This is a genomic window from Streptomyces sp. NPDC059092, from assembly GCF_042756365.1.
GTDB lineage: Bacteria > Actinomycetota > Actinomycetes > Streptomycetales > Streptomycetaceae > Streptomyces.
In genome coordinates, this window is sequence record NZ_JBHZEJ010000082.1 from 15,642 (window position 1) to 35,901 (window position 20,260).

A 20,260-nucleotide genomic window follows, 5' to 3' on the forward strand; every position below is an offset into this window, starting at 1 on the left:
CCCTTCCGCACGGGCCTCCCCTCCCCGCCTGACCTCCACCGAGCTCCTGCCACCATCCACCAGACGAGAGTCCGCCATGTACGAGCTGTCCCGGGTCCGCCTCTACTCCATCGGCCCCGCCGGCGCGCGCTACGCCGACACCGTGCTCGACCTGCGCGGCGTGGGCGCCCCCGTACCGCACCCCGCGCCCACCCAGGCGGAGTTCTTCGAGGAGGATCCGGTCGGCCCGCCGCGCCGCCCCGCACCCGCGGGTGTCCTCTTCCTGGAGAACGGCGGCGGCAAGTCCGTCCTGCTCAAGCTGATCTTCTCGGTGATGCTGCCCGGACACCGCAACACCCTCGGCGGCGCAAGCTCCGGCGTGCTGCGCAAGTTCCTGCTCGCCGACGACTGCGGCCATGTCGCCCTGGAGTGGCAGCACACCCTCACCGGAGAACTCGTCGTCGTCGGCAAGGCCAGCGAGTGGCGCGGCCGGCAGGTCTCCAACGACCCGCGGAAGTTCGCCGAGGGCTGGTACTCCTTCCGGCCGGGCCCCGGACTCAGCCTCGACTCGCTGCCGGTCGCCGAGTCCACCGCCGTCCGGCCGGCCGCCGAGGGCGTCTCCGGAGCGCGCGGCAGGCGCCGCACGATGAAGGGCTTCCGGGACGCCATCACCGAGGCGGGCAAGTTCTATCCGCATCTCGACATCCACTGGGAGGAGATCCACGACCGCTGGAACGAACACCTCGGCGATCTGGGCCTCGACCCCGAACTCTTCCGCTACCAGCGTGAGATGAACGCCGACGAGGGCGAGGCCGCCGGTCTCTTCGCCGTCAAGAAGGACTCCGACTTCACCGACCTCCTGCTGCGCGCCGTCACCGACACCCGGGACACCGACGGCCTCGCCGACCTCGTCGGAGGCTTCGGCAACAAGCTGGGACGCCGCGCCGAACTCACCGCGGAGCGCGACTTCACCGCCGGCTCCGTCGATCTCCTCGGCCGGATCGTGGAGGCGACCGGGACCCGCTCCCACGCCCGCGACGTCCACGCGGGCGCCGAGCGCCGCGCCCGTACGCTCGTCACGCGCCTCACCGCGCGCGCCGGTGAGGAGCGCGGCCGGGTAGCCGACCTCGCCCAGCAGGTCACCGCGGCCGCCCACACCGTGACCGAGGCCGAGCGGGCGCGGGGCCGCAGCGCGCTGATCGCCGCGGAACTCGCCTACCGGCACGCCTCCCTGGCCCTCACCGCCGCCGAGAAGCGCGCCGCGGCCCAGCGCCGTGAACTGACCGACGCCCGTACGCTCCACTCCGCCTGGCAGGCCGCCGAGAACGTGCTGCGCCACCGTGCGGCGGCCGACCGCTCCGCGCGCGTGGCCGTCGCGATCCGGGAGGCCGAGCGCGACGCCGCGCCCGCCCTGGCCGCCCGTGCCACCGCCGCCGCCGATCTCGTCCGGGCGCTGCACGCCGCCGCCGGGGAGGGCGAGCGCCTCGCCAACGAGGAGGAGGAACGCTCCGCGACCCTCCAGGAGACCGGCGAGGCCGCCCACCGCGACGCGACCGCCGCCGCCACCGACGCGCAGCGCGCCCGCAGCGAGGTGGGCCATCTGCGCCAGCGCCTCGCCGAGGTCGAGCAGGAGACCGCCGAGGCGGTACGGGCCGGCTGGCTCGACGACTCCGCGCCCGACGCCGACCCGGCCCGCGCCGCGCTCGCCGCCAGCGACGCCGAGAAGACCGCCGTCGCCCTGTGGGACGCGGCCCGCGACTCCGCGCGTACGACGGCGGACCGGGCCAGGGAGGCGGCGTCCGCCGAATCGCGCGCCGAACTGGCCGCCGCGCGCGCCGCCGACGCCGCAGGGGCCGCGGAGCGGTCCTACGAGGCCGAGCGCCGCGCGGCCGAGTCGATCGCCGAGGACGAACGCCTCGCGGAACTGCTCAGCCTGCCCACGACGGCCGCTGCCCTGACCACCGCGCGGACCGCGGTCCCGGGACAGCGCACCGGTACGGACCCGGACCCGGACCACGACGGGAAACCGCACGACGGGAAACCGCACGACGCGCCGGACGGCCCGGAGGCCCGCCGGCGGCAGCCGGCCCCGCGGCCCGGCGACGCCCCGCTGAGCCCCGAGGACCTGGACCGGTACGCCGACGAACTGCGCGAACTGCTCGACCAGGGCATCACCTCCGCCGAGCGGCACCTCTTCGAGCTGCGGACCGCCGCCGCCGACGACGCGCGGATCCTCGGCGCCCTCGGCGACGGAGGGCTGCTGCCCGCGGGCCCCGACGTGCTGGCCACCGTCGAATTCCTCGGCGAGCACGGCATCCCCGCTCTGCCCGGCTGGCGCTACCTCGCCCAGGCCGTCGACCCCGCCGACCACGCCGCCGTCCTGAGCGCCCGGCCCGAGCTGGTCGACGGCGTCGTGATCACCGACCCCGACTCGCACGCCCGTGCCCGGGAAGCGCTCGCCGGCGCCGCGCTGCTGCCGCGCTCCACGGTCGCCGTCGGCACCGCCGCCGCGCTGCTGGCCCCGGTGCCCGAGCCCGGCGCGGACGGCCCCGCGGACAGCGGGGTGTACGGCGTCTTCCTCGTACCGCCGAACCCGGCCATGCACGACGAACACGCCGCCGACGAGGAGCGGCAGGCGCTGCGCGCCCGCGCCGCCGCCCGCGACGAGGAGATCCGTACCCTCGCCGCCCGGCTGACCGGTGACCGCTCGCTCGCCGCCCGGCTCGGCTCCTGGCGCGCCGACTGCCCGCCCGGCATGCTCACCGAGCTGTCCGCCGCCGCGGCCACGGCCCGGGAGAGCGCGGAGACGGCCGCGGCCACGCTCACCGAGGCGCGTACGGTACGGGCCGAGGCGGACGAGGTCGCCGCCGACACCACCCGGGTCCGCGACGAACGCCAGGAGACCGCCCAGCGCGCCCGCCGGGCCGCCGATGTGCTCTCCGGGCTCGCGCACCGGCTCCGCGAGCGTTCCGGCTGGCAGGCCAAGCTCCGGGAACTGACCGACGACGCCGCCGAGTACGAGGCGCGCGCGGCCGTCTGCCTGGAGCGGGCCCGTGCCGCCGACGAGGACCGCAGGGCCGCCCAGCGCGCGGGCGACGACGCCCGCCGTACCGCGCGTGCCCTGCGTGGCGAGCGCGCCGAGATCGCCGGCGCGCCCGAGACGATCCCCGAAGCGGCGCCGGACGCCCCGCGCGCCGCACTGCCCGCGCTGCGTGAGGCGTACCGGGCGGCTTCCCAGTTGTACGAGAAGGTGGGCGTCGGCGCCGATCTGCGCGCCGAACAGGCCCGCGCGGAGAGCGACGAGAGCGCCGCGCTCGCCGAACTGGACCGGCTCACCAACAAGGTTCGCACCCGCGCCGCGCAGCTCCTCGAATCCACCGACGGAGCCGACGGGCCGTCCCGGCAGGCCGCCGCCGCCCGCGCCGAGTCCTTGGTCCAGATGCTGGAGTCGCGCGCCTCGGCCGCCAGCGAGCAACTGGGCCGGTTCCGCGGCGAGGCCGAACGCCTCGCGCCCGCCGACGGCGACGCCCACACCGACCTCCCCGAGGACCAGGTTCCCGCCGACGCCGAGCAGGCGCAGGCCCTGCTCCGTACGGCCACCACCGAACTGGCCGTACGGTCCGACGCGCTGGAGACCGCGCGGGCCGCGCACGGCGAGCTGCTGTACGCGCACCGTGCCGCCGAAGAGGCGGCCGGCGGCTTCGACGAGACGGCGGCCCTCCTGCGCGACCTGCTGCGCGGCGCCGTCACCGAGGAGCCCGACCCGGAGGAGGCGCCGCGCCCGCCGGAGCCGTACCCGGGCACGCTGGAGGAGGCCCGCCACTCGACGTCGGAGGCGCGCCGCTCGCTGCGCGGCTGCGCGGCCGAGCTCTCGGCGGCGGAGGCAGGCGTACGCGAGGCGTGCGACGTGCTCGTACGGCACGCCAACTCCACCCGGTACGAGCAGGTGCGCACCCCCGCAAGGCAGCAGATCCGTGAGCTGCCCGCGTCCGCCCTGCCCGAACACGCGGCGGCGTGGGCGCAGGCGTTCGCGCCCCGGCTGCGGGTACTGACCGACGAGCTGGCGCAGTTGGAGCGCAACCGTGACTCCATCGTCGACCGGCTGCGCGGGCTGGTGGAATCCGCGCTGACGACGCTCCGTTCGGCCCAGCGGCTCTCCCGGCTGCCCGAAGGGCTGGGGGAGTGGTCGGGGCAGGAGTTCCTGCGGATCCGTTTCGAGGAGCCGGACCGCGCGACGCTTTCGGAGCGGCTGGGCGAGGTCATCGACGAGGCGACCCACGCCGCCCTCAAGAAGAACTCCGACCTGCGCAGGGACGGCATGTCCTTGCTGCTGCGCGGTGTGCAGGCGGCGCTCGAACCCAGAGGCATCGCGGTCGAGATCCTGAAGCCCGACGCCGTGCTGCGCGCCGAGCGCGTTCCCGTGGGACAGATGGGCGACGTCTTCTCCGGGGGGCAGCTCCTGACCGCCGCGATCGCGCTGTACTGCACGATGGCCGCGCTGCGCAGCAACGACCGGGGGCGTGACAAGCACCGGCACGCGGGCACGCTCTTCCTCGACAACCCGATCGGCCGCGCCAACGCCACGTACCTGCTGGAACTCCAGCGCGCGGTCTCGGACGCGCTGGGCGTGCAGCTCCTGTACACCACCGGCCTCTTCGACACGACGGCGCTCGCGGAGTTCCCGCTGGTCATCAGGTTGCGCAATGACGCGGATCTGCGCGCCGGGCTGAAGTACATCAGCGTGGAGGAGCATCTGCGCCCGGGGTTGCCGCAGCAGGATCCGGACGGCGAGCCCGTGCACGGCGAGATCACCGCGACCCGCATGTTCAAACGGACCCCGGACGCCGGCTCCGTGCCCACGCCCGGACGCGCGTGACACGCACCGCACGCGTGACACGCACCGCACGCATGAACACGCACCGCACGCATGGCGCACGCGGCAGAGGGGCGCACGCGCGCCGTGCGTGTGGTGCGGGCGGTCAGGCCGCCTTGAGCCCGCCCGGCGTCTGCTCCTCGCCCCGGGCTCCGGCGCCCGCCGGTGGTATCCGTGCCCCGTCGCGCGCCGCGCTCCTGGCGGCCCGCCGCGCCCTGCGCCGCTCACGGCGCAACTGCCGTGCCGTGCTGCTGGGCACGGACACCACTCCGTAGCGCTGGTTCCACACCTGACGCGTCACCCAGACGTCCAGCACACCCCAGGTCGCCATCACCGTCGAGGCCACACTGCTCAGCACCATCGGGAAGGCCAGCCAGGACCCCGCGAGGGTGCTGAGAAACGCAATCATGGCCTGAATCAGTGTCACGGCGGTGATGATGACCGCCCGGACCGCGGCCGTCCTGACCGGATCCGGCAGGCGGTAGGACCGCGCGGGCTCCTCGACCCACAACCCGCGCGAGACCCGCTCGAACTCGCCCGCCGACACCGCGCCCCGCCGCTCATCCGTCTGCATGGACCGTCACTCCCCAACCCGCTCCCCAACCCGCTGTCCGTATCAAGGGTGACTGCCCGGCTCGTCACGCTTCACGCCGTCCCGGAACCGAACCGGCCCCGAACCGTGATGCGCGCACTGTGCGCCGGGCTCCCCGCATGCCCCTGATCCCCGTACATAAGGACGAATGTCCGCCCACAAAGATTCCCTGCGGGGTCGTCAAGCGAATGATTTCGGCCATCTGTCTTGACCGTCACCTGTCTTCCCGCGCGGCTTCCCTACACGAGAAGTGGAAGCCATCTCGCCGAATACCGGGACAACTCATGATCAAGGAGTCAGGGGACGGCTGAAAAACATACGGACGTGTCTTCGAGTTGCCGGTGTGACAGTAGTAGGCTCGCGCCGTTTGCTGACGAAGCATCTCCCGCAACAGGCGGGGATCGACCAGGGGGAGGCCATGCGCTTTCGCGGGAAATCCATCCGCCGGAAGATCGTGGCGCTGCTGCTCGTGCCGCTCATCGGGCTCACCGTTCTGTGGGGGCTCGCGACCACGCTCGCCGGTACTCCGGCCAAGCAGCTCATCGATGTCAGCTACGCGATCAAGGAAATCGGCCACCCGGTGGAGGACGGCATCCGCGTCCTCCAGAGCGAGCGACGCCAGACGCTGATCTTCCTGGCGGACCCCGAGGCCGCCGACTCGCTGACCGAGCTGCGCAGCCGCCGCGGCGACACGGACCGCGCCCTGACCAAGGTCCGGCGCAACTCCGAGTCCGGCGTACGGGACCGGATGGACACCATCACGTCCGAACGGCTCGGCCGGCTCCTCGACGACCTGGACGGCCTCGACCTGATGCGCCGCTCCGTCGAGGAGAGCACCGTCACCCGTGAGGGTGCCCTCGACTTCTACAACAAGCTCATCGACCCCAGTCACAACGTCCTCGCCTCTCTCTACAGCACCGAGGACATGGACGGCGACAACTGGGGCCGCGCGCTGATCGGCCTGGACCGCGCCAAGGAGATGCTCTCCCGCGAGGACGCCCTCGTCGCCTCCGCGCTGGTCGGCCGCGAGATGACCGCCGAGGACCTGCGCCGCACCTCCGACCTGGTCGCCAACCGCGTTCTGCTCTACGAGTCCAACCTGGCCGACCTGCCGCTCTCCGACCGCTCGACGCTGGAGCAGTACTGGCGGACCCCCGCCACCCTGGAACTGCGCGAGACCGAGGACCGCCTCATCGCCGCCGGGCCGGCCAGGAACCCGAAGTCGGTCAGCGCCAAGAGCTGGCAGCGGATGACCGCCTCCGTCCTCAGCGACCTCACCGACGAGAGCACGGAGGCCAGTTCCCTCTACCGGGACCACATCGACCCCGTGCGCCAGGACGTCTTCGTCAGGACCGGACTCGCCGCGGCACTGGGCCTGCTCACCCTCCTCATCTCCATCTTCGTCTCCACCCGCGTCGGCCGTGACCTGATCCGCGACCTCTCCCGGCTCCGCAAGGAGGCCCACGAGGTCTCCGGTGTGCGCCTTCCGAGCGTCATGCGCAGGCTCGCCGCGGGCGACCCCGTCGACGTGGAGACCGAGGCGCCGCGCCTCGAATACGAGAGGGACGAGGTCGGCCAGGTCGGCCAGGCCCTCAACACCCTTCAGCGCGCCGCCGTCGAGGCCGCCGTCAAACAGGCCGACCTGCGGCGCGGCGTCTCCGAGGTGTTCGTCAACCTCGCCCGGCGCAACCAGGTCCTGCTCCACCGTCAGCTCACGCTCCTGGACACCATGGAGCGCCGTACGGAGGACACCGAGGAACTGGCCGACCTCTTCCGCCTCGACCACCTCACCACCCGTATGCGCCGCCACGCCGAGGGCCTCGTGATCCTCTCCGGCGCCGCCCCCTCCCGCCAGTGGCGCAAGCCCGTCCAGCTCATGGACGTCGTACGCGCCGCCGTCGCGGAGGTCGAGGACTACGAGCGCATCGAGGTCCGCAGGCTCCCGCGGCTCGGTGTCGGCGGCCCGGCCGTGGCCGACCTCACCCACCTCATCGCCGAACTCCTGGAGAACGCCACGGTGTTCTCGCCCCCGCACACCGCGGTGCAGGTGCACGGCGAGCGGGTCGCCAACGGCTTCACCCTGGAGATCCACGACCGCGGTCTGGGCATGGCCCCCGAGGTGCTGCTCGACGCGAACCTCCGGCTCGCGGAGACGCCCGAGTTCGAACTGTCGGACACCGACCGGCTCGGACTGTTCGTCGTCAGCCGGCTCGCCCAGCGGCAGAACGTACGGGTCTCCCTCCAGCCCTCCCCGTACGGCGGTACGACCGCGATCGTCTTCCTGCCCGTCGCGCTGCTCACCGACGCCCCCGAGACGGAGGGCACCGGCTTCCGGCTCGACCGCAAGAACACCCTGGAGCGGGGGCGCGGCCGTACCGACTCCGGCGGTGGACGGCTCACCGCACTGGCGCAGGTCCCCACCGGACTGGGCAGCGGCCCGTCCGTGCTCGACGGTCCGGTCGAACTCGAAGCACCGGTCGGTGCTCCGGGCGCCGACAGCGGGCCGGTACTCGGCGGAGGTGACGGCATCGGCGACATCGATGACACGGAGAGCGAGCGTGGCGGACTCTTCCGCGCGCGTGAGCACCTTCGCGATTCCACCCAGGGCACCCACGACACCCAAGGGCGCCGCGACCGCCGCGACGACTACGACGTACGGGACGCCCGCGACGCCCGGAGTGACCTGTACGACGTACGGGACGCCCGCATGAGCCGCGACGAACTGCGCGAACTCCGGGACGAGAACCGGCGCGACGACACCCGCGACTTCCGCGAGCGCCGCGACGGCCGGGCCACCCCGTCCCCACGCGGCCGGCACGCCCGGTACGACCAGACTCCCGACACCGGCTCCGGCCCCGCCGACGAGCCGTCCCTGCCCCGCCGCAAGCCCCCGACGCTGGTCGCCGACCGAGGCCGGCGCGTGGACGAACCGGAGCGCGGCAACCCGGCGCAGGACTCGTCGGCACCCGGCGGAGGGAGCGGGCGCGCCTGGTCGGGCGTACCGTCGCAGACCTCCCGCCGTTCACCGGCCGGAACCTCGTCGGACGAGGCCCCGCCCATGATCGACGGTCTGCCGCGCCGGGTACGGCAGGCCAGCCTGGCCCCCCAGTTGAGGGACGCCGCACAGGACACGAACTCCGGCCCGGGGCCCGTCGCGGGTCAGGACGGCGAGCGGGACGCGGACGAGGTCCGCAGCCGTATGGCGTCGCTCCAAAGCGGCTGGCAGCGTGGTCGTCGGCAGAACGACGCCGAGGACTCCAGCAGCCCGGCCGGGACACAAGGAACCACATCGGAGGGGGACGGTCGATGACCGCACCGAATGTCGCAGCACGCTCCACCGACCCCAATGGCGCGGGAGAGCTCAACTGGCTGCTCGACGAGTTGGTCGAGCGGGTCGCCAGCATCCGTAAAGCGGTGGTCCTCTCCGGGGACGGCCTCGCCACCGGCACGTCGAAGGACCTGACGCGCGAGGACGGCGAGCACCTCGCGGCCGTCGCCTCCGGATTCCACAGCCTCGCCAAGGGTGTGGGCCGGCACTTCGAGGCGGGCAGGGTCCGGCAGACCGTGGTCGAGCTCGACGACGCCTTCCTCTTCGTCACCGCGGCGGGCGACGGCAGTTGTCTCGCCGTGCTCTCCGACGCGGACTCGGACGTCGGCCAGGTCGCCTACGAGATGACGCTCATGGTCAAGCGGGTCGGGGTCCACCTGGGCACGGCCCCACGGACCGGCCTGCCCGCCGGAGGGTGAGTGGGCTGAGATGAGTGACTCAGGTCAGGATCCGCAGCACTGGTTCGACGGCGAAGCCGGACCGGTGGTGCGCCCGTACGCGATGACGCGTGGCCGCACCAGCAGCGCGACGCGCCACCAACTCGACCTGATCGCGCTCGTCGTATGCGAACCCGAGGCCGGTGACCCCGGCCGGGACCAGACGCTCTCCCCCGAACACGTGGAGATCGTGGATCGCTGCTACACGAGCCCCCAGTCGATCGCCGAGCTCTCGGCGGGCCTCGATCTCCCCGTAGGGGTGGTCAGGGTGCTCGTCGGAGATCTCGTCGAGGACGAAATCGTGCGTGTAACCCGTCCCGTTCCGCCGGCCGAGCTGCCGGACGTGAGCATTCTCCGCGAGGTGATCAATGGTCTTCGGGCGCTCTAGCCGCAGGCAGCGTCCGGTCGATCCGGTGGCGCTGAAGATCCTGGTCGCGGGCGGCTTCGGGGTGGGCAAGACCACCCTGGTCGGCGCAGTGAGCGAGATCAGGCCGCTCCGTACGGAAGAGGTACTGAGCGAGGCAGGCCGGCCCGTCGACGACGTCGACGGCGTCGAGTCCAAGACGACCACCACGGTCGCCATGGACTTCGGCCGGATCACCCTCCGCGAGGACCTGGTGCTGTACGTCTTCGGCACCCCCGGGCAGGACCGCTTCTGGTTCCTCTGGGACGAGCTGGCCCAAGGCGCCCTGGGCGCCGTCGTCCTGGCCGACACCCGGCGGCTCGCCGACTCCTTCGCCGCCGTCGACTACTTCGAACGGCGCGGCATCCCGTTCACGGTCGCCGTCAACTGCTTCGAGGGGGCCGACCGCTTCCCCGGCGAGACCGTACGCTCGGCGCTCGACCTCGACCCCGAGGTCCCGCTGGTGATGTGCGACGCGCGCGAACGCGAGTCCGTCAAGGAGGTGCTGGTCTCGGTGGTCGAACACGCCATGAACCGCGCGGCCCTCCAGCGCGAGCACGCGCCCACCTCCTGACCGCCTGACGGTCAGGAACGAGAACCGGGAACGGCTGACCGGCGTCCCCCACCAGGGGGACGGCCGGAGCCCACGGGGGTGGTCCCGGCCGTCCCGCTCCGTTCTCCGGACTCAGTGGCCGCGAACCGGGCCCCACGCCACCGGGAAGTCGAAGTAGCGGTCCGGGAACGTCTCCGGCCTGTGGGTGAAGTGCCACCACTCCTCCGGCAGGTTGGTGAAGCCCACCTCGGCCAGCGCCGACCTCAGCAGCAGCCGGTTCGCCCGCTGCGCGCCCCGGACCCGTGGGTCGTCGGTGTGCGAGAGCGTGTCGAAACAGTCGAAGCCCGTCCCCATGTCGACGGAGTTGTCCGGAAACCGCTCCTTCTTCGGCCCGAAGCACGGAGCGAGCCGCTCGCCCGGTACGTACGGACGCGTCGGCAGGGCCGGCAGCTTCACCAGCGTCAGATCCACCGTGGAGCCCCGGCTGTGCCCGGACTTCTCCGCGATGTAACCGTCCTCGAACAGCCGCGACTTGTCGACCCGCGGATAGAACTCCGCCTTCATACGCTGGTCCTGGAGGTCCTTCGCCCAGCGTACGAAGTGGTCCACGGCCCGCTGCGGCCGGTAGCAGTCGTACACCTTCAGGGAGTAGCCCCGCCGCAGCAGCTCCGACTGCGCGGTGCGCAGCGCCTCGGCGGTGGACCGGGTGACGACGCAGACCGGCTCCCGGTAGCCGTCCACCGGCTCGCCCAGGAAGGTGTGCCGGGTCGGATAGCGCATCTCGTGGATGATCGTCGGCGCGACCGTACGCAGGGCGACGAATTCCCCGGGCGCGGTCGGCTCGGAGCGGGCCGGGGCCCGCGCCGCTCCGGCGCTCGGGGCGGCCGTGACGACAGTGAGCAGCGCGGCGGCACAGGCGGCCGTGGCGGCCAGGAGGCGGCGCGGGAACGCGATTCTTGTCATGGTCACATTGATCTATCAGCCGCACGGGTGACGGGAAAGAGCGCTCGCATACAGTCCGCCCGTGTCCGGTACAGTCCGCGCGTGTCCGAGCCCCCGAAGAAGACCGGCGCCCACGCGTACTGCGGCCACTGCGGCGCCCCGTACCCGGCGGCGGCCGGCTGGCCCCGTACCTGCCCCGCCTGCGGCGCCACCGTCTACCGCAACCCGCTCCCCGTCGCCGTCGCCCTTCTGCCGGTGACCGACCGGCAGGGCACCTCCCTGGTCGTCATCACCCGCACCATCGCCCCCGCGTACGGCGGCGTCGCACTCCCCGGCGGATTCGTCGACCACGCCGAGGACTGGCGCCACGCGGTCGTGCGGGAACTCCGCGAGGAGACCGGCATCGAGGCCGCCGAGCGGGACGTCACCCTGGCCGACGCGCTCAGCTCGCCCGACGGCCATCTGCTCCTCTTCGGCCTCTTCCCGGAGCGCCCGGCAAAGAGCCTGCCGCCCTCGGTCCCCACGGCCGAGACCTCGGGCCGGCATCTGCTGCGCGCCCCCGCCGAACTGGCGTTCCCGCTCCACACCGAGGCGGTACGCGCCTGGTTCGCCGGCCGCTACACCCCCGGGCCACGCGGCTGACCGAACGACGGTACGGGGCCGGGGCCGGGGCCGGGCGGCCGGGCGGTTCCACGCAGGCCGGCCGGTCAGCGGCCCGGCCGCCGACCGGCGGTCAGCCGGCCTTTCCCCTGACCCGTACCGGCCACCGCGGCGGCACCGGGCCCCCGTCCGTCACCCGCTCGACCCGGACCACGCCGTCCACCAGCCGCGAGGTGTACCGCTCCACCACGGGCGCGGGTTCCGCCGCGGGCCCCGTGCCCTCCGCCCTGTCCTCCACGGGCTTCCGCCCGTCGTCCTGCGGATCCAGCACCACCAGCCCACCGCCCGCGCGCCCCGCCACCGGAGCCCACGCCTCCAGTTCCAGGCCCCCGTCAGCGCCCCGCACCGCGATCACCGCACCCGCCCGGGCCAGCACCGGGATACGGGACGGCGGCGCGTCCAGCAGCACCTGGCCAGGGCCCTCGTACGCCTCCTCCGTCACCGTGTCGTACCACCGCCCCCGCGGCAGCCGCACCGCCCGCCGGTCGGCGCCACGCGTCAGCACCGGCGCCACCAGCAGCGAGTCACCCAGCAGGAACGCGTCCTCGCAGTCGCGCAGCGCCCGGTCCTCCGGCGCCCCCCACCACAGCGGCCGGACGTACGGCGCCCCCGTCAGCCCGGCGAGCTGGGCCAGCGTCACGAAGTACGGCCGCAGCCGCTCCCGCTCGTCGAGCGCGGCCCGCGCGTGCTCCAGCACCCGCGGGCCGAACTCCCACGGCTCCCTGCGCCCCGCGCCGATCGCCGCGTGCGTACGGAACAGCGGCAGATACGCGCCGAGCTGGAACCAGCGCAGATACAGCTCGGGCGACGGACTCCCGTCGAAACCGCCCACATCGGGACCCGAGTACGGCACCCCGCACAGCCCCAGACCCAGCACCAGCGCCAGCGACGCGCGCAGCCCCGGCCACCCCGTCGACACATCACCGGACCAGGTCCCGCCGTACCGCTGCATCCCCGCCCACCCGGAGCGCGAGAAGAGGAACGGCCGCTCGTGGGGGCGCAGCCGCCGCAGCGCCTCGTAACCGGCCCGGGCCATCGTCAGCGCGTACACGTTGTGGCCCTCGCGGTGATCGCCGCCCCGCCCCTCCAGCGCGTGCCGGGACGAACGCGGCAGCGTCGGATCGCCGAACGGCGCGAAGGACACCGGCTCGTTCATGTCGTGCCACACCCCGGCGAACCCCTGCGCCAACCGCTCCTCGTACAGCCCGCCCCACCAGTCACGGACCGCCGGATCGGTGAAATCCGGATAGACGCACTCGCCGGGCCACACGACCCCCCGCACCGGGAGGCCCCGCGCGTCCCGTACGAACGCACCGCCGCCCCGCGGATCCCCGTCGCGCGCACCGAGCGCGCGCCCGCTGTCGTACACCGCGTTCCCGGGCTCCGCCTTCACCGCCGGATCGACGATCGAGACCAGCCGTACCCCCTCCGCGCGCAACTCCGCCGCGAGCCCCGGCAGATCGGGGAAACGCTCACGGTCGACGGTAAAGACCTGATGCGCGTCGTAGTGGTCGATGTCGAGATGGACCGCCGACAGCGGCAGCTCGCGCTCGCGGTACCCCGCCACGATCCGCCGCACCTCACGCTCGCTGCCGAACCCCCACCGCGCGTGCTGCGGACCCAGCGCCCAGGACGGGGGCGCCACGGGCGCGCCGCTCAGCGCCGTCCAGCCGTGCAGCACCCGCGCGGGCGTGCCGGTCACCACCCAGCAGCGCAGCGGCCCGCCCTCCATCCGCAGCTCACTGGTGCCCGGCCGGTCGTGCCCGGAACCCGCGCCCTCCTCGCCCTCCCGGAGCGTGACCCGGCCGTCCCAGGAGTTGTCGTGGAACGCGAGATGCGTGCCCGCGTCGGCCACCACGAGCTGCACCGGCATCGTCACGTACAGCGGATCGTCCCCGGGCCCGAAGCCGCCGCCCGGATCCGTGTTCCACAGCCGGTACGTGCCGTCGCGCAGCCGCGGCCCCGACGCCCGGCCGCCCAGACCGAAGAACCGGCCGTCCGCCGCCACCTCCGTCCGCTGCACCCAGCGCGCACCGCCCCCCGCCACCGGCTCCCACCAGCGCGGCGGCAGCTCCCGGCGCAGCGCCACACCCCCCGGCGTACGGATCTCCACACCCCCGTGGCGTGACACCGACACCGTCACCCACTGCGACACCACCCGCCAGCCGCCGTCCTTGTCCGGTTCGAGCCCGGCCCGCGGATCCGGCTCCGGCGGGGCGCCGGCCAGCCCGTACGACGGCAGCGGACCCGCCCCGTCCCACCCCCAGAAGACCGCGCCGCCCACCATGACGCACACCCGCAGCTCCGCCCGCGCGAACCGGACGATCCCCCCACCCGGCAGCGGCTCGGTCCCGGTGAGCGGACCCGGCACCCGGGCCCGTTCAGGACCGCGCGGAGCCAGCTCTCTGGCGTCCGCCCGCCGCCCACGCCACGCCGACCGTACGGAGCGCAGCCCCCGCACCGATCCGGCCACTCTCATCGAACGCACCAGTTCCCGACCGTCCATACCGCTCAGCCTGCCATCCGGGCCGCCCCGGAGGGACACCGTTCAACTCCCGTTCACCCGTGGCGGCCCCGGCCCGGCATCGCGGACGGAACCTGGTGCCGCGGACGATCACATGGCATCGTCCGTACCACGTCACCGTGTGACCACTGCCGAGCCAGCCGGGAGCCGCCCCATGACCGCAGCAGCCAGCCCCGACGCCCCCCTGTGGCAGCCGGGCCGGGACCGTATCGCCACGGCCGGCATCAGCCGCTTCCAGACCTGGGCGGCCGAGCGGTACGGCGCACCGGCCGACGGCGGCTACGCGGCGCTGCACCGCTGGTCGGTGGAGGAGCTGGAGAGCTTCTGGGCCGCCGTCGCCGACTGGTTCGACATCCGGTTCTCCACCCCGTACGAACGCGTCCTGGGCGACCGCGGCATGCCCGGCGCCCGGTGGTTCCCCGGTGCCACCCTCAACTACGCCGAGCACGCCCTGCGTACGGCGGACGACCCGGCCCGCGCCCACGAACCGGCGCTCCTGTACGTCGACGAGACGCACGAGCAGACCGCGGTGAGCTGGGCCGAGCTGCGCCGCCAGGTGACCGTGCTCGCGACGCGGCTGCGGGAACTGGGCGTACGCCCCGGAGACCGCGTCAGCGGCTACCTCCCCAACATCCCGCAGGCCGTCGCGGCGTTCCTCGCCACCGCGGCCGTCGGCGCGACCTGGACCTCCTGCGCGCCCGACTTCGGCGCGCGCGGCGTCCTGGACCGCTTCCAGCAGGTCGAACCCGTCGTGCTCTTCACCGTCGACGGCTACCGCTACGGCGGCAAGGAGCACGACCGCACCGGAACCGTCGCGGAACTCCGCCGCGAACTGCCCACCCTGCGGGCCGTGATCCACATCCCGCTGCTGGGCACACCGGTACCGGACGGGGCCCTCGACTGGGCGGACGTCACCGCGCCGGACGCGGTCGGGGCCGACGAGGCCGGGGCCGGCGAGTCGGCGGCCCTCGCCTACGAACAGGTCCCGTTCGACCACCCCCTGTGGGTCCTGTACTCCTCAGGCACCACCGGACTGCCCAAGGCGATCGTCCAGTCCCAGGGCGGCATCCTCCTCGAACACGTCAAGCAGCTCGGCCTGCACTGCGACCTGGGCCCCGAGGACCGCTTCTTCTGGTACACCTCCACCGGCTGGATGATGTGGAACTTCCTCGTCTCCGGACTGCTCACCGGCACCACGGTCGTGCTGTACGACGGCAGCCCCGGCTACCCGTCCGTCGACGCCCAGTGGGGCATCGCCGAGCGGACCGGCGCCACCCTCTTCGGCACCTCGGCCGCGTACGTCATGGCCTGCCGCAAGGCCGGCGCGCACCCCGGACGCGACCACGACCTCTCGCGCGTCGGCTGCGTCGCCACCACCGGATCGCCGCTGCCGCCCGACGGCTTCCGCTGGCTCCACGACGAGGTCGCCGCGGACCTGTGGATCGCCTCCGTCAGCGGCGGCACCGACGTGTGCAGTTGCTTCGCCGGGGCCGTCCCCACCCTCCCCGTCCACGTGGGGGAGCTCCAGGCACCCTGTCTCGGCACCGACCTCCAGGCGTGGGACGCCCAGGGCCGGCCGGTCATCGGCGAGGTCGGCGAACTGGTCGTCACCCAGCCCATGCCGTCCATGCCCGTCCGCTTCTGGAACGACCCCGACGGCAGCCGCTACCGCGACAGCTACTTCGAGATGTTCCCCGGCGCCTGGCGCCACGGCGACTGGATCACCCTCACCGACCGGGGCTCGGTCATCATCCACGGCCGCTCCGACTCCACCCTCAACCGCCAGGGCGTCCGGATGGGGTCCGCCGACATCTACGAAGCCGTCGAACGCCTCCCCGAGATCAGGGAATCACTGGTCATCGGCGTGGAGGAGCCGGACGGCGGCTACTGGATGCCGCTCTTCGTCCATCTCGCCGAGGGCGCCGTACTCGACGAGGCGCTGCGCGCCCGCGTCCAGCGGACGATCCGCGAACAGCTCTCGCCGCGCCATGTCCCGGACGAGATCATCGAGGTTCCCGGCATCCCGCACACACTGACGGGCAAACGCATCGAGGTCCCCGTCAAGCGACTTCTCCAGGGGACGGCGCTGGACAAGGCCGTCAACGCCGGCTCCGTCGACCACCCCGAACTGCTCCGCTTCTACGAGAATCTCGTCCGCGAGCGCCCCTGATCCCGGCTGGGGGACCCGTTGTCAGACCCCCCGATTACTCTGAGTGAGCAATGATCGACCGTGCTCAGGGGGAATCATGACGTACACCGACCGCGCCGGTACCGACCGCGCACACACCGACCGGGGTAACCGCACCCGTGCGGCCAGGCGACGCATCATGCGCCGCGAAGTCCCCAGCATCGTCGGCCTGCTCGCCGACGAGCGGGACTTCGCCGCGATGAGGAGTTACCGCAGCTTCGCCTTCGACGACCACGCGGCCTATCTGCGGCAGCTCGACGGACTGCTGAGGGCGCTGGCGTCACAGGGGGTGCACACCACCGTCGCCCTCTTCGATCCGGAGGAGTTCGCCGAATACTGCGCGGACACGGGGCTCGACCCGGACACCCCGGCCAGCCGCAGCCGCTTCACCGCCGCCATCCCGGCGAGCGGCGCCGCCGTCGCGTACGAGGGCCAGCCCATCGACACCCTCGTCCCTCAGCTCATCAACACCGCGATCCGCAGGGCCACCTGGGAGTATGTGACGACGCTCCTCGCCGACCTCGGCGCCTGCGCCGAATGCGGACAGGACATCGGACGCGCGGCCTTCGACCGGGCCTCCCACATCCTGCTGCGACTGCTGGAGGAGGCGGGCCCCGGCACACACCATCTCGTGTGCAGCGTCCCCGCGGCCGACGAACAGCTCCTGGCCGTCCTGCACGCGGACCGCGACGAGGGCGCCACGCCTCCCGGCCACGCCCCGGCGCTCGGCGCCGGCCCGGCTCTCGACGGCATGTCGGCCCTGTTCGACACATCCGAGGCCGCCGAATTCGTCAGCGTGCTCGCGGCGGGCGTCGCCCTGGAGACCACCGGGGGAGTGGTGCTCCGTACAACGGCCCCCGGCACCCCGGACCGGCTGCACGGCTGGCGCCTGGCCGCCGGAAGCCTCGTCCCCCTCACCGAGGGCGAGGTCTTCAGCGCCTACTGCACCGACGCGGAAACCGGTGAGCCGCTGTCCCCCGAGCCCGGAGTGGAGTACCGCGCGGGCTTCGACCTGCGCCTGGACGACACCGGCACCCACCACTGACGACGGAGAAGGGGCTTGTCCGCCGTGCCCGCCGGACAAGCCCCTCACCCTCCCCGTCACCGGGTCCGTCGAACCGACCGGACTCGCCGATTCACCGGTTCATTCGCCGGACAGCACCGCCTGCGCGGCCTTCCGCGCCTCCTCGGCGGAGTCCGTAGCCCGTGCCGCCGCGGCGGCACGCTCGCACTGCGCCAGCGTGTGCTTCGCCAGCGCCGACCGTACGTAGGGAATCGAGGCCGCGCCCATCGACAACGACGTCACACCGAGACCGGTGAGCACACAGGCGAGCAGCGGATCGGCGGCGGCCTCGCCGCACACACCGCAGCTCTTGCCCTCCGCCTTCGCGCTCTCGGCCGACAGCGCCACCAGATCGAGCAGCGCGGGCTGCCACGGGTCCTGGAGCCGCGATACGGCTCCCACCTGACGGTCGGCGGCAAAGGTGTACTGAGCCAGGTCGTTGGTCCCCAGCGAAAGGAACTCGACCTCCTGAAGGATCGACCGCGCCCGCAGAGCGGCCGACGGAATCTCCACCATCGCGCCGAACTTCGCGTTCAGCCCCGCCTCACGGCAGGCGTCCGCGAACGCCTTGGCGTCGGCGCGGTCGGCCACCATCGGCGCCATGACCTCCAGATACACCGGCAGTCCGGCCGCGGCCTTGGACAGCGCGGTGAGCTGGGTGCGCAGCACATCGGGGTGGTCCAGCAGACTCCGCAGCCCGCGCACGCCCAGCGCCGGGTTCGGCTCGTCGGCGGGTGTCAGGAAGTCCAGCGGCTTGTCCGCGCCGGCGTCCAGCACCCTGACGACCACCCGGCCCTCGGGGAACGCTTCGAGGACCTTGCGGTACGCCTCGACCTGCTTCTCCTCCGAAGGCGCCCGCTCGCTGTCGTCCAGGAACAGGAACTCGGTACGGAACAGCCCGACGCCCTCCGCGCCCGCCTCGACCGCGGCCGGCACATCTCCGGGCCCGCCCACATTGGCGAGCAGGGGCACCTTGTGCCCGTCGGAGGTCGCACCCGGCCCGGTGGACGCCGAGAGCGCGGCCTTCCGCGCGGCGGCTGAGGCCTCCAGCTCGGCGCGCTTGGCGGGCGCGGGCTCGACGAAGATCTCGCCGGTACTGCCGTCGACCGCGATCACGGTGCCCTCGGAGATCTCCCCCGCACCCGGCAGCGCGACCACGGCGGGGACTCCGAGCGCACGCGCCAGGATCGCGCTGTGACTCGTCGGCCCGCCCTCCTCGGTCACGAAGCCGAGCACCAGTGCCGGGTCGAGCAGCGCCGTGTCCGCCGGGGCGAGATCGCGCGCGATCAGTACGTACGGCTCGTCGCTGTCCGGCACGCCGGGCATCGGAACCCCGAGCAGTCGGGCGACGATACGATTCCGCACATCGTCCAGGTCCGCGACCCGCCCGGCGAGGTACTCGCCGGCTCCGGCGAGCAGGGCCCGGTACGAGGCGAACGCGTCGTAGACACCGCGCTCGGCGGTGGATCCGACGGCGATGCGCCGCTCCACATCGGCCATCAGCTCGGGGTCCTGCGCCATCAGCGCCTGAGCCTCCAGCACGGCCTGGGCCTCGCCGCCGGCCAGGTTGCCCCGGGCGATCAGATCGGCGGCCACGGCCTCGACAGCTTGGTGAGCGCGCCCCTGCTCGCGCTCCGCCTCCTCCACCGGGATCTGCTTGGCCGGCGGTTCGAGCACCGCGGTCCCCATGTGCCGGACCTCGCCGATCGCCACTCCGTGGCTGACCCCGACGCCTCGCAGAGTTGTCTCCATTTCACCCGTCTCCGGTTATGCGGCGACCAGCTCGCCGCGATGGATGTACGACGGACGCGCCGCGCCCGTCCCTGACATACGTCGCCGGCGTCACTGCCAGCCGAACAGTGCGTCGCCGGTCTTCACGTCGCCGTCCTCGCGGACGTCACCGAGCGAGTCGGCGGTGGCCTCCAGGGCGACGACGGGGCAGATCGGCGACTTGCCGGCCAGCTCGACCGCGGCCGGGTCCCAGCGCACGACGCCCTGCCCACGGCTGACCGTGTCGCCCTTGTTGACGAGCAGTTCGAAGCCTTCACCGTTGAGCTGCACCGTGTCGATGCCGAGGTGGGTCAGTACTCCGTGCCCCTCTTCGTCCACGACCACAAAGGCATGGGGATGGAGGGAGACGACGACCCCGTCCACCGGTGAGACGACCTCGCCGGGCGCCCGCTCCGGGTCGATGGCGGTACCGGGGCCCACCATCGCGCCGGAGAAGACCGGGTCGGGGACAGCGGGCAATCCGATGGCACGTCCGGGCAGTGGAGCCGTGACGATGGTCATGGAGGAGCCTCCCAGGGGGGCGGAGAAAAAGTAGAGGGCCGTCGTCACCGTCCGTGAAGGAACGACGCGCTGTTCAGAAGGGTAAGTCATAGGAAGTGACGGTTCCGCGTAAGAGCTGCCGGTTGGCGGGCCTCCGGCGCACAGAAGCGATTTGCCTGTGCCGCCCGGCGGGATGTACTGTCGTACTCCTGCCTGACACCAACACGACATCAAGTCGGGGGTCGGCGGCAACTACCAAGCCTTGATCGTCATTCGGACTCCGCTTTTGCATGCCTGCGGAACGGTGGTCAGGAAGTCGAAAAAGACCTGGTAGAGTTTGAAACACGAAATGCCGAAGGGAAGCGCCCGGAGGAAAGCCCGCGAGGGTGAGTACAAAGGAAGCGTCCGTTCCTTGAGAACTCAACAGCGTGCCAAAAGTCAACGCCA

13 protein-coding genes are annotated in these 20,260 nt (G+C 72.9%); 8 read left to right on the forward strand and 5 right to left on the reverse strand.

Annotated features, from left to right (window positions below; translation table 11 throughout):
- Window positions 1-76: 76 nt before the first annotated feature.
- Window positions 77-4,855 carry a hypothetical protein gene (locus tag ACFXPL_RS32510; RefSeq protein WP_384926407.1) on the forward strand — a complete coding sequence of 1,593 codons (4,779 nt, stop codon included), beginning with the start codon at window positions 77-79 and terminating at the stop codon, window positions 4,853-4,855.
- Between the two features lie 103 nt (window positions 4,856-4,958).
- On the opposite strand, the gene ACFXPL_RS32515 is transcribed toward ACFXPL_RS32510, so the two are convergent.
- Window positions 4,959-5,426 (reverse strand): hypothetical protein, encoded by a 468-nt coding sequence (locus tag ACFXPL_RS32515; protein WP_384926409.1) that lies wholly within the window; start codon window positions 5,424-5,426, stop codon window positions 4,959-4,961.
- A 436-nt stretch (window positions 5,427-5,862) separates the two neighbouring features.
- On the opposite strand from ACFXPL_RS32515, the gene ACFXPL_RS32520 reads away from it, so the two are divergent.
- From ACFXPL_RS32520 to ACFXPL_RS32535, 4 genes are read left to right on the forward strand one after another with little or no spacing between them, the layout of a single operon-like run.
- Window positions 5,863-8,754 carry a nitrate- and nitrite sensing domain-containing protein gene (locus ACFXPL_RS32520; protein WP_384926428.1) on the forward strand — a complete coding sequence of 964 codons (2,892 nt, stop codon included), beginning with the start codon at window positions 5,863-5,865 and terminating at the stop codon, window positions 8,752-8,754.
- Complete coding sequence (locus ACFXPL_RS32525) at window positions 8,751-9,191, forward strand: roadblock/LC7 domain-containing protein (RefSeq protein WP_329828359.1); 441 nt, start codon at window positions 8,751-8,753, stop codon at window positions 9,189-9,191. The genes ACFXPL_RS32520 and ACFXPL_RS32525 overlap by 4 nt, the downstream gene beginning before the upstream one ends.
- A gap of 10 nt (window positions 9,192-9,201) precedes the next feature.
- Window positions 9,202-9,597: a DUF742 domain-containing protein gene (locus tag ACFXPL_RS32530; protein WP_329828358.1), complete on the forward strand. Its 396-nt coding sequence runs from the start codon at window positions 9,202-9,204 to the stop codon at window positions 9,595-9,597.
- On the forward strand, window positions 9,578-10,186 hold the full coding sequence (locus ACFXPL_RS32535) for an ATP/GTP-binding protein (protein ID WP_384926412.1): 609 nt from the start codon (window positions 9,578-9,580) through the stop codon (window positions 10,184-10,186). Before ACFXPL_RS32530 ends, ACFXPL_RS32535 begins: the two co-directional genes overlap by 20 nt.
- Window positions 10,187-10,297: 111 nt before the next feature.
- Here the strand turns inward: ACFXPL_RS32535 and ACFXPL_RS32540 are convergent, their stop codons facing one another.
- Complete coding sequence (locus tag ACFXPL_RS32540) at window positions 10,298-11,128, reverse strand: M15 family metallopeptidase (RefSeq protein ID WP_384926414.1); 831 nt, start codon at window positions 11,126-11,128, stop codon at window positions 10,298-10,300.
- Between the two features lie 81 nt (window positions 11,129-11,209).
- On the opposite strand from ACFXPL_RS32540, the gene ACFXPL_RS32545 reads away from it, so the two are divergent.
- On the forward strand, window positions 11,210-11,749 hold the full coding sequence (locus ACFXPL_RS32545) for an NUDIX domain-containing protein (protein ID WP_384926416.1): 540 nt from the start codon (window positions 11,210-11,212) through the stop codon (window positions 11,747-11,749).
- A gap of 91 nt (window positions 11,750-11,840) precedes the next feature.
- Here the strand turns inward: ACFXPL_RS32545 and ACFXPL_RS32550 are convergent, their stop codons facing one another.
- On the reverse strand, window positions 11,841-14,273 hold the full coding sequence (locus ACFXPL_RS32550; RefSeq protein ID WP_384926418.1) for a TIM-barrel domain-containing protein: 2,433 nt from the start codon (window positions 14,271-14,273) through the stop codon (window positions 11,841-11,843).
- A 172-nt stretch (window positions 14,274-14,445) separates the two neighbouring features.
- Here ACFXPL_RS32550 and ACFXPL_RS32555 point away from each other — a divergent pair, with 172 nt between their 5' ends.
- On the forward strand, window positions 14,446-16,461 hold the full coding sequence (locus tag ACFXPL_RS32555; RefSeq protein ID WP_384926420.1) for an acetoacetate--CoA ligase: 2,016 nt from the start codon (window positions 14,446-14,448) through the stop codon (window positions 16,459-16,461).
- 76 nt (window positions 16,462-16,537) lie between these two features.
- Window positions 16,538-17,524, forward strand: a complete 987-nt coding sequence (locus ACFXPL_RS32560; protein ID WP_384926422.1) for a hypothetical protein — start codon at window positions 16,538-16,540, stop codon at window positions 17,522-17,524.
- A 99-nt stretch (window positions 17,525-17,623) separates the two neighbouring features.
- Here the strand turns inward: ACFXPL_RS32560 and ptsP are convergent, their stop codons facing one another.
- Window positions 17,624-19,294: a phosphoenolpyruvate--protein phosphotransferase gene (gene ptsP, locus ACFXPL_RS32565; protein WP_384926424.1), complete on the reverse strand. Its 1,671-nt coding sequence runs from the start codon at window positions 19,292-19,294 to the stop codon at window positions 17,624-17,626.
- 90 nt (window positions 19,295-19,384) lie between these two features.
- On the reverse strand, window positions 19,385-19,834 hold the full coding sequence (locus ACFXPL_RS32570) for a PTS glucose transporter subunit IIA (protein WP_384926426.1): 450 nt from the start codon (window positions 19,832-19,834) through the stop codon (window positions 19,385-19,387).
- Between the last annotated feature and the right edge of the window lie 426 nt (window positions 19,835-20,260).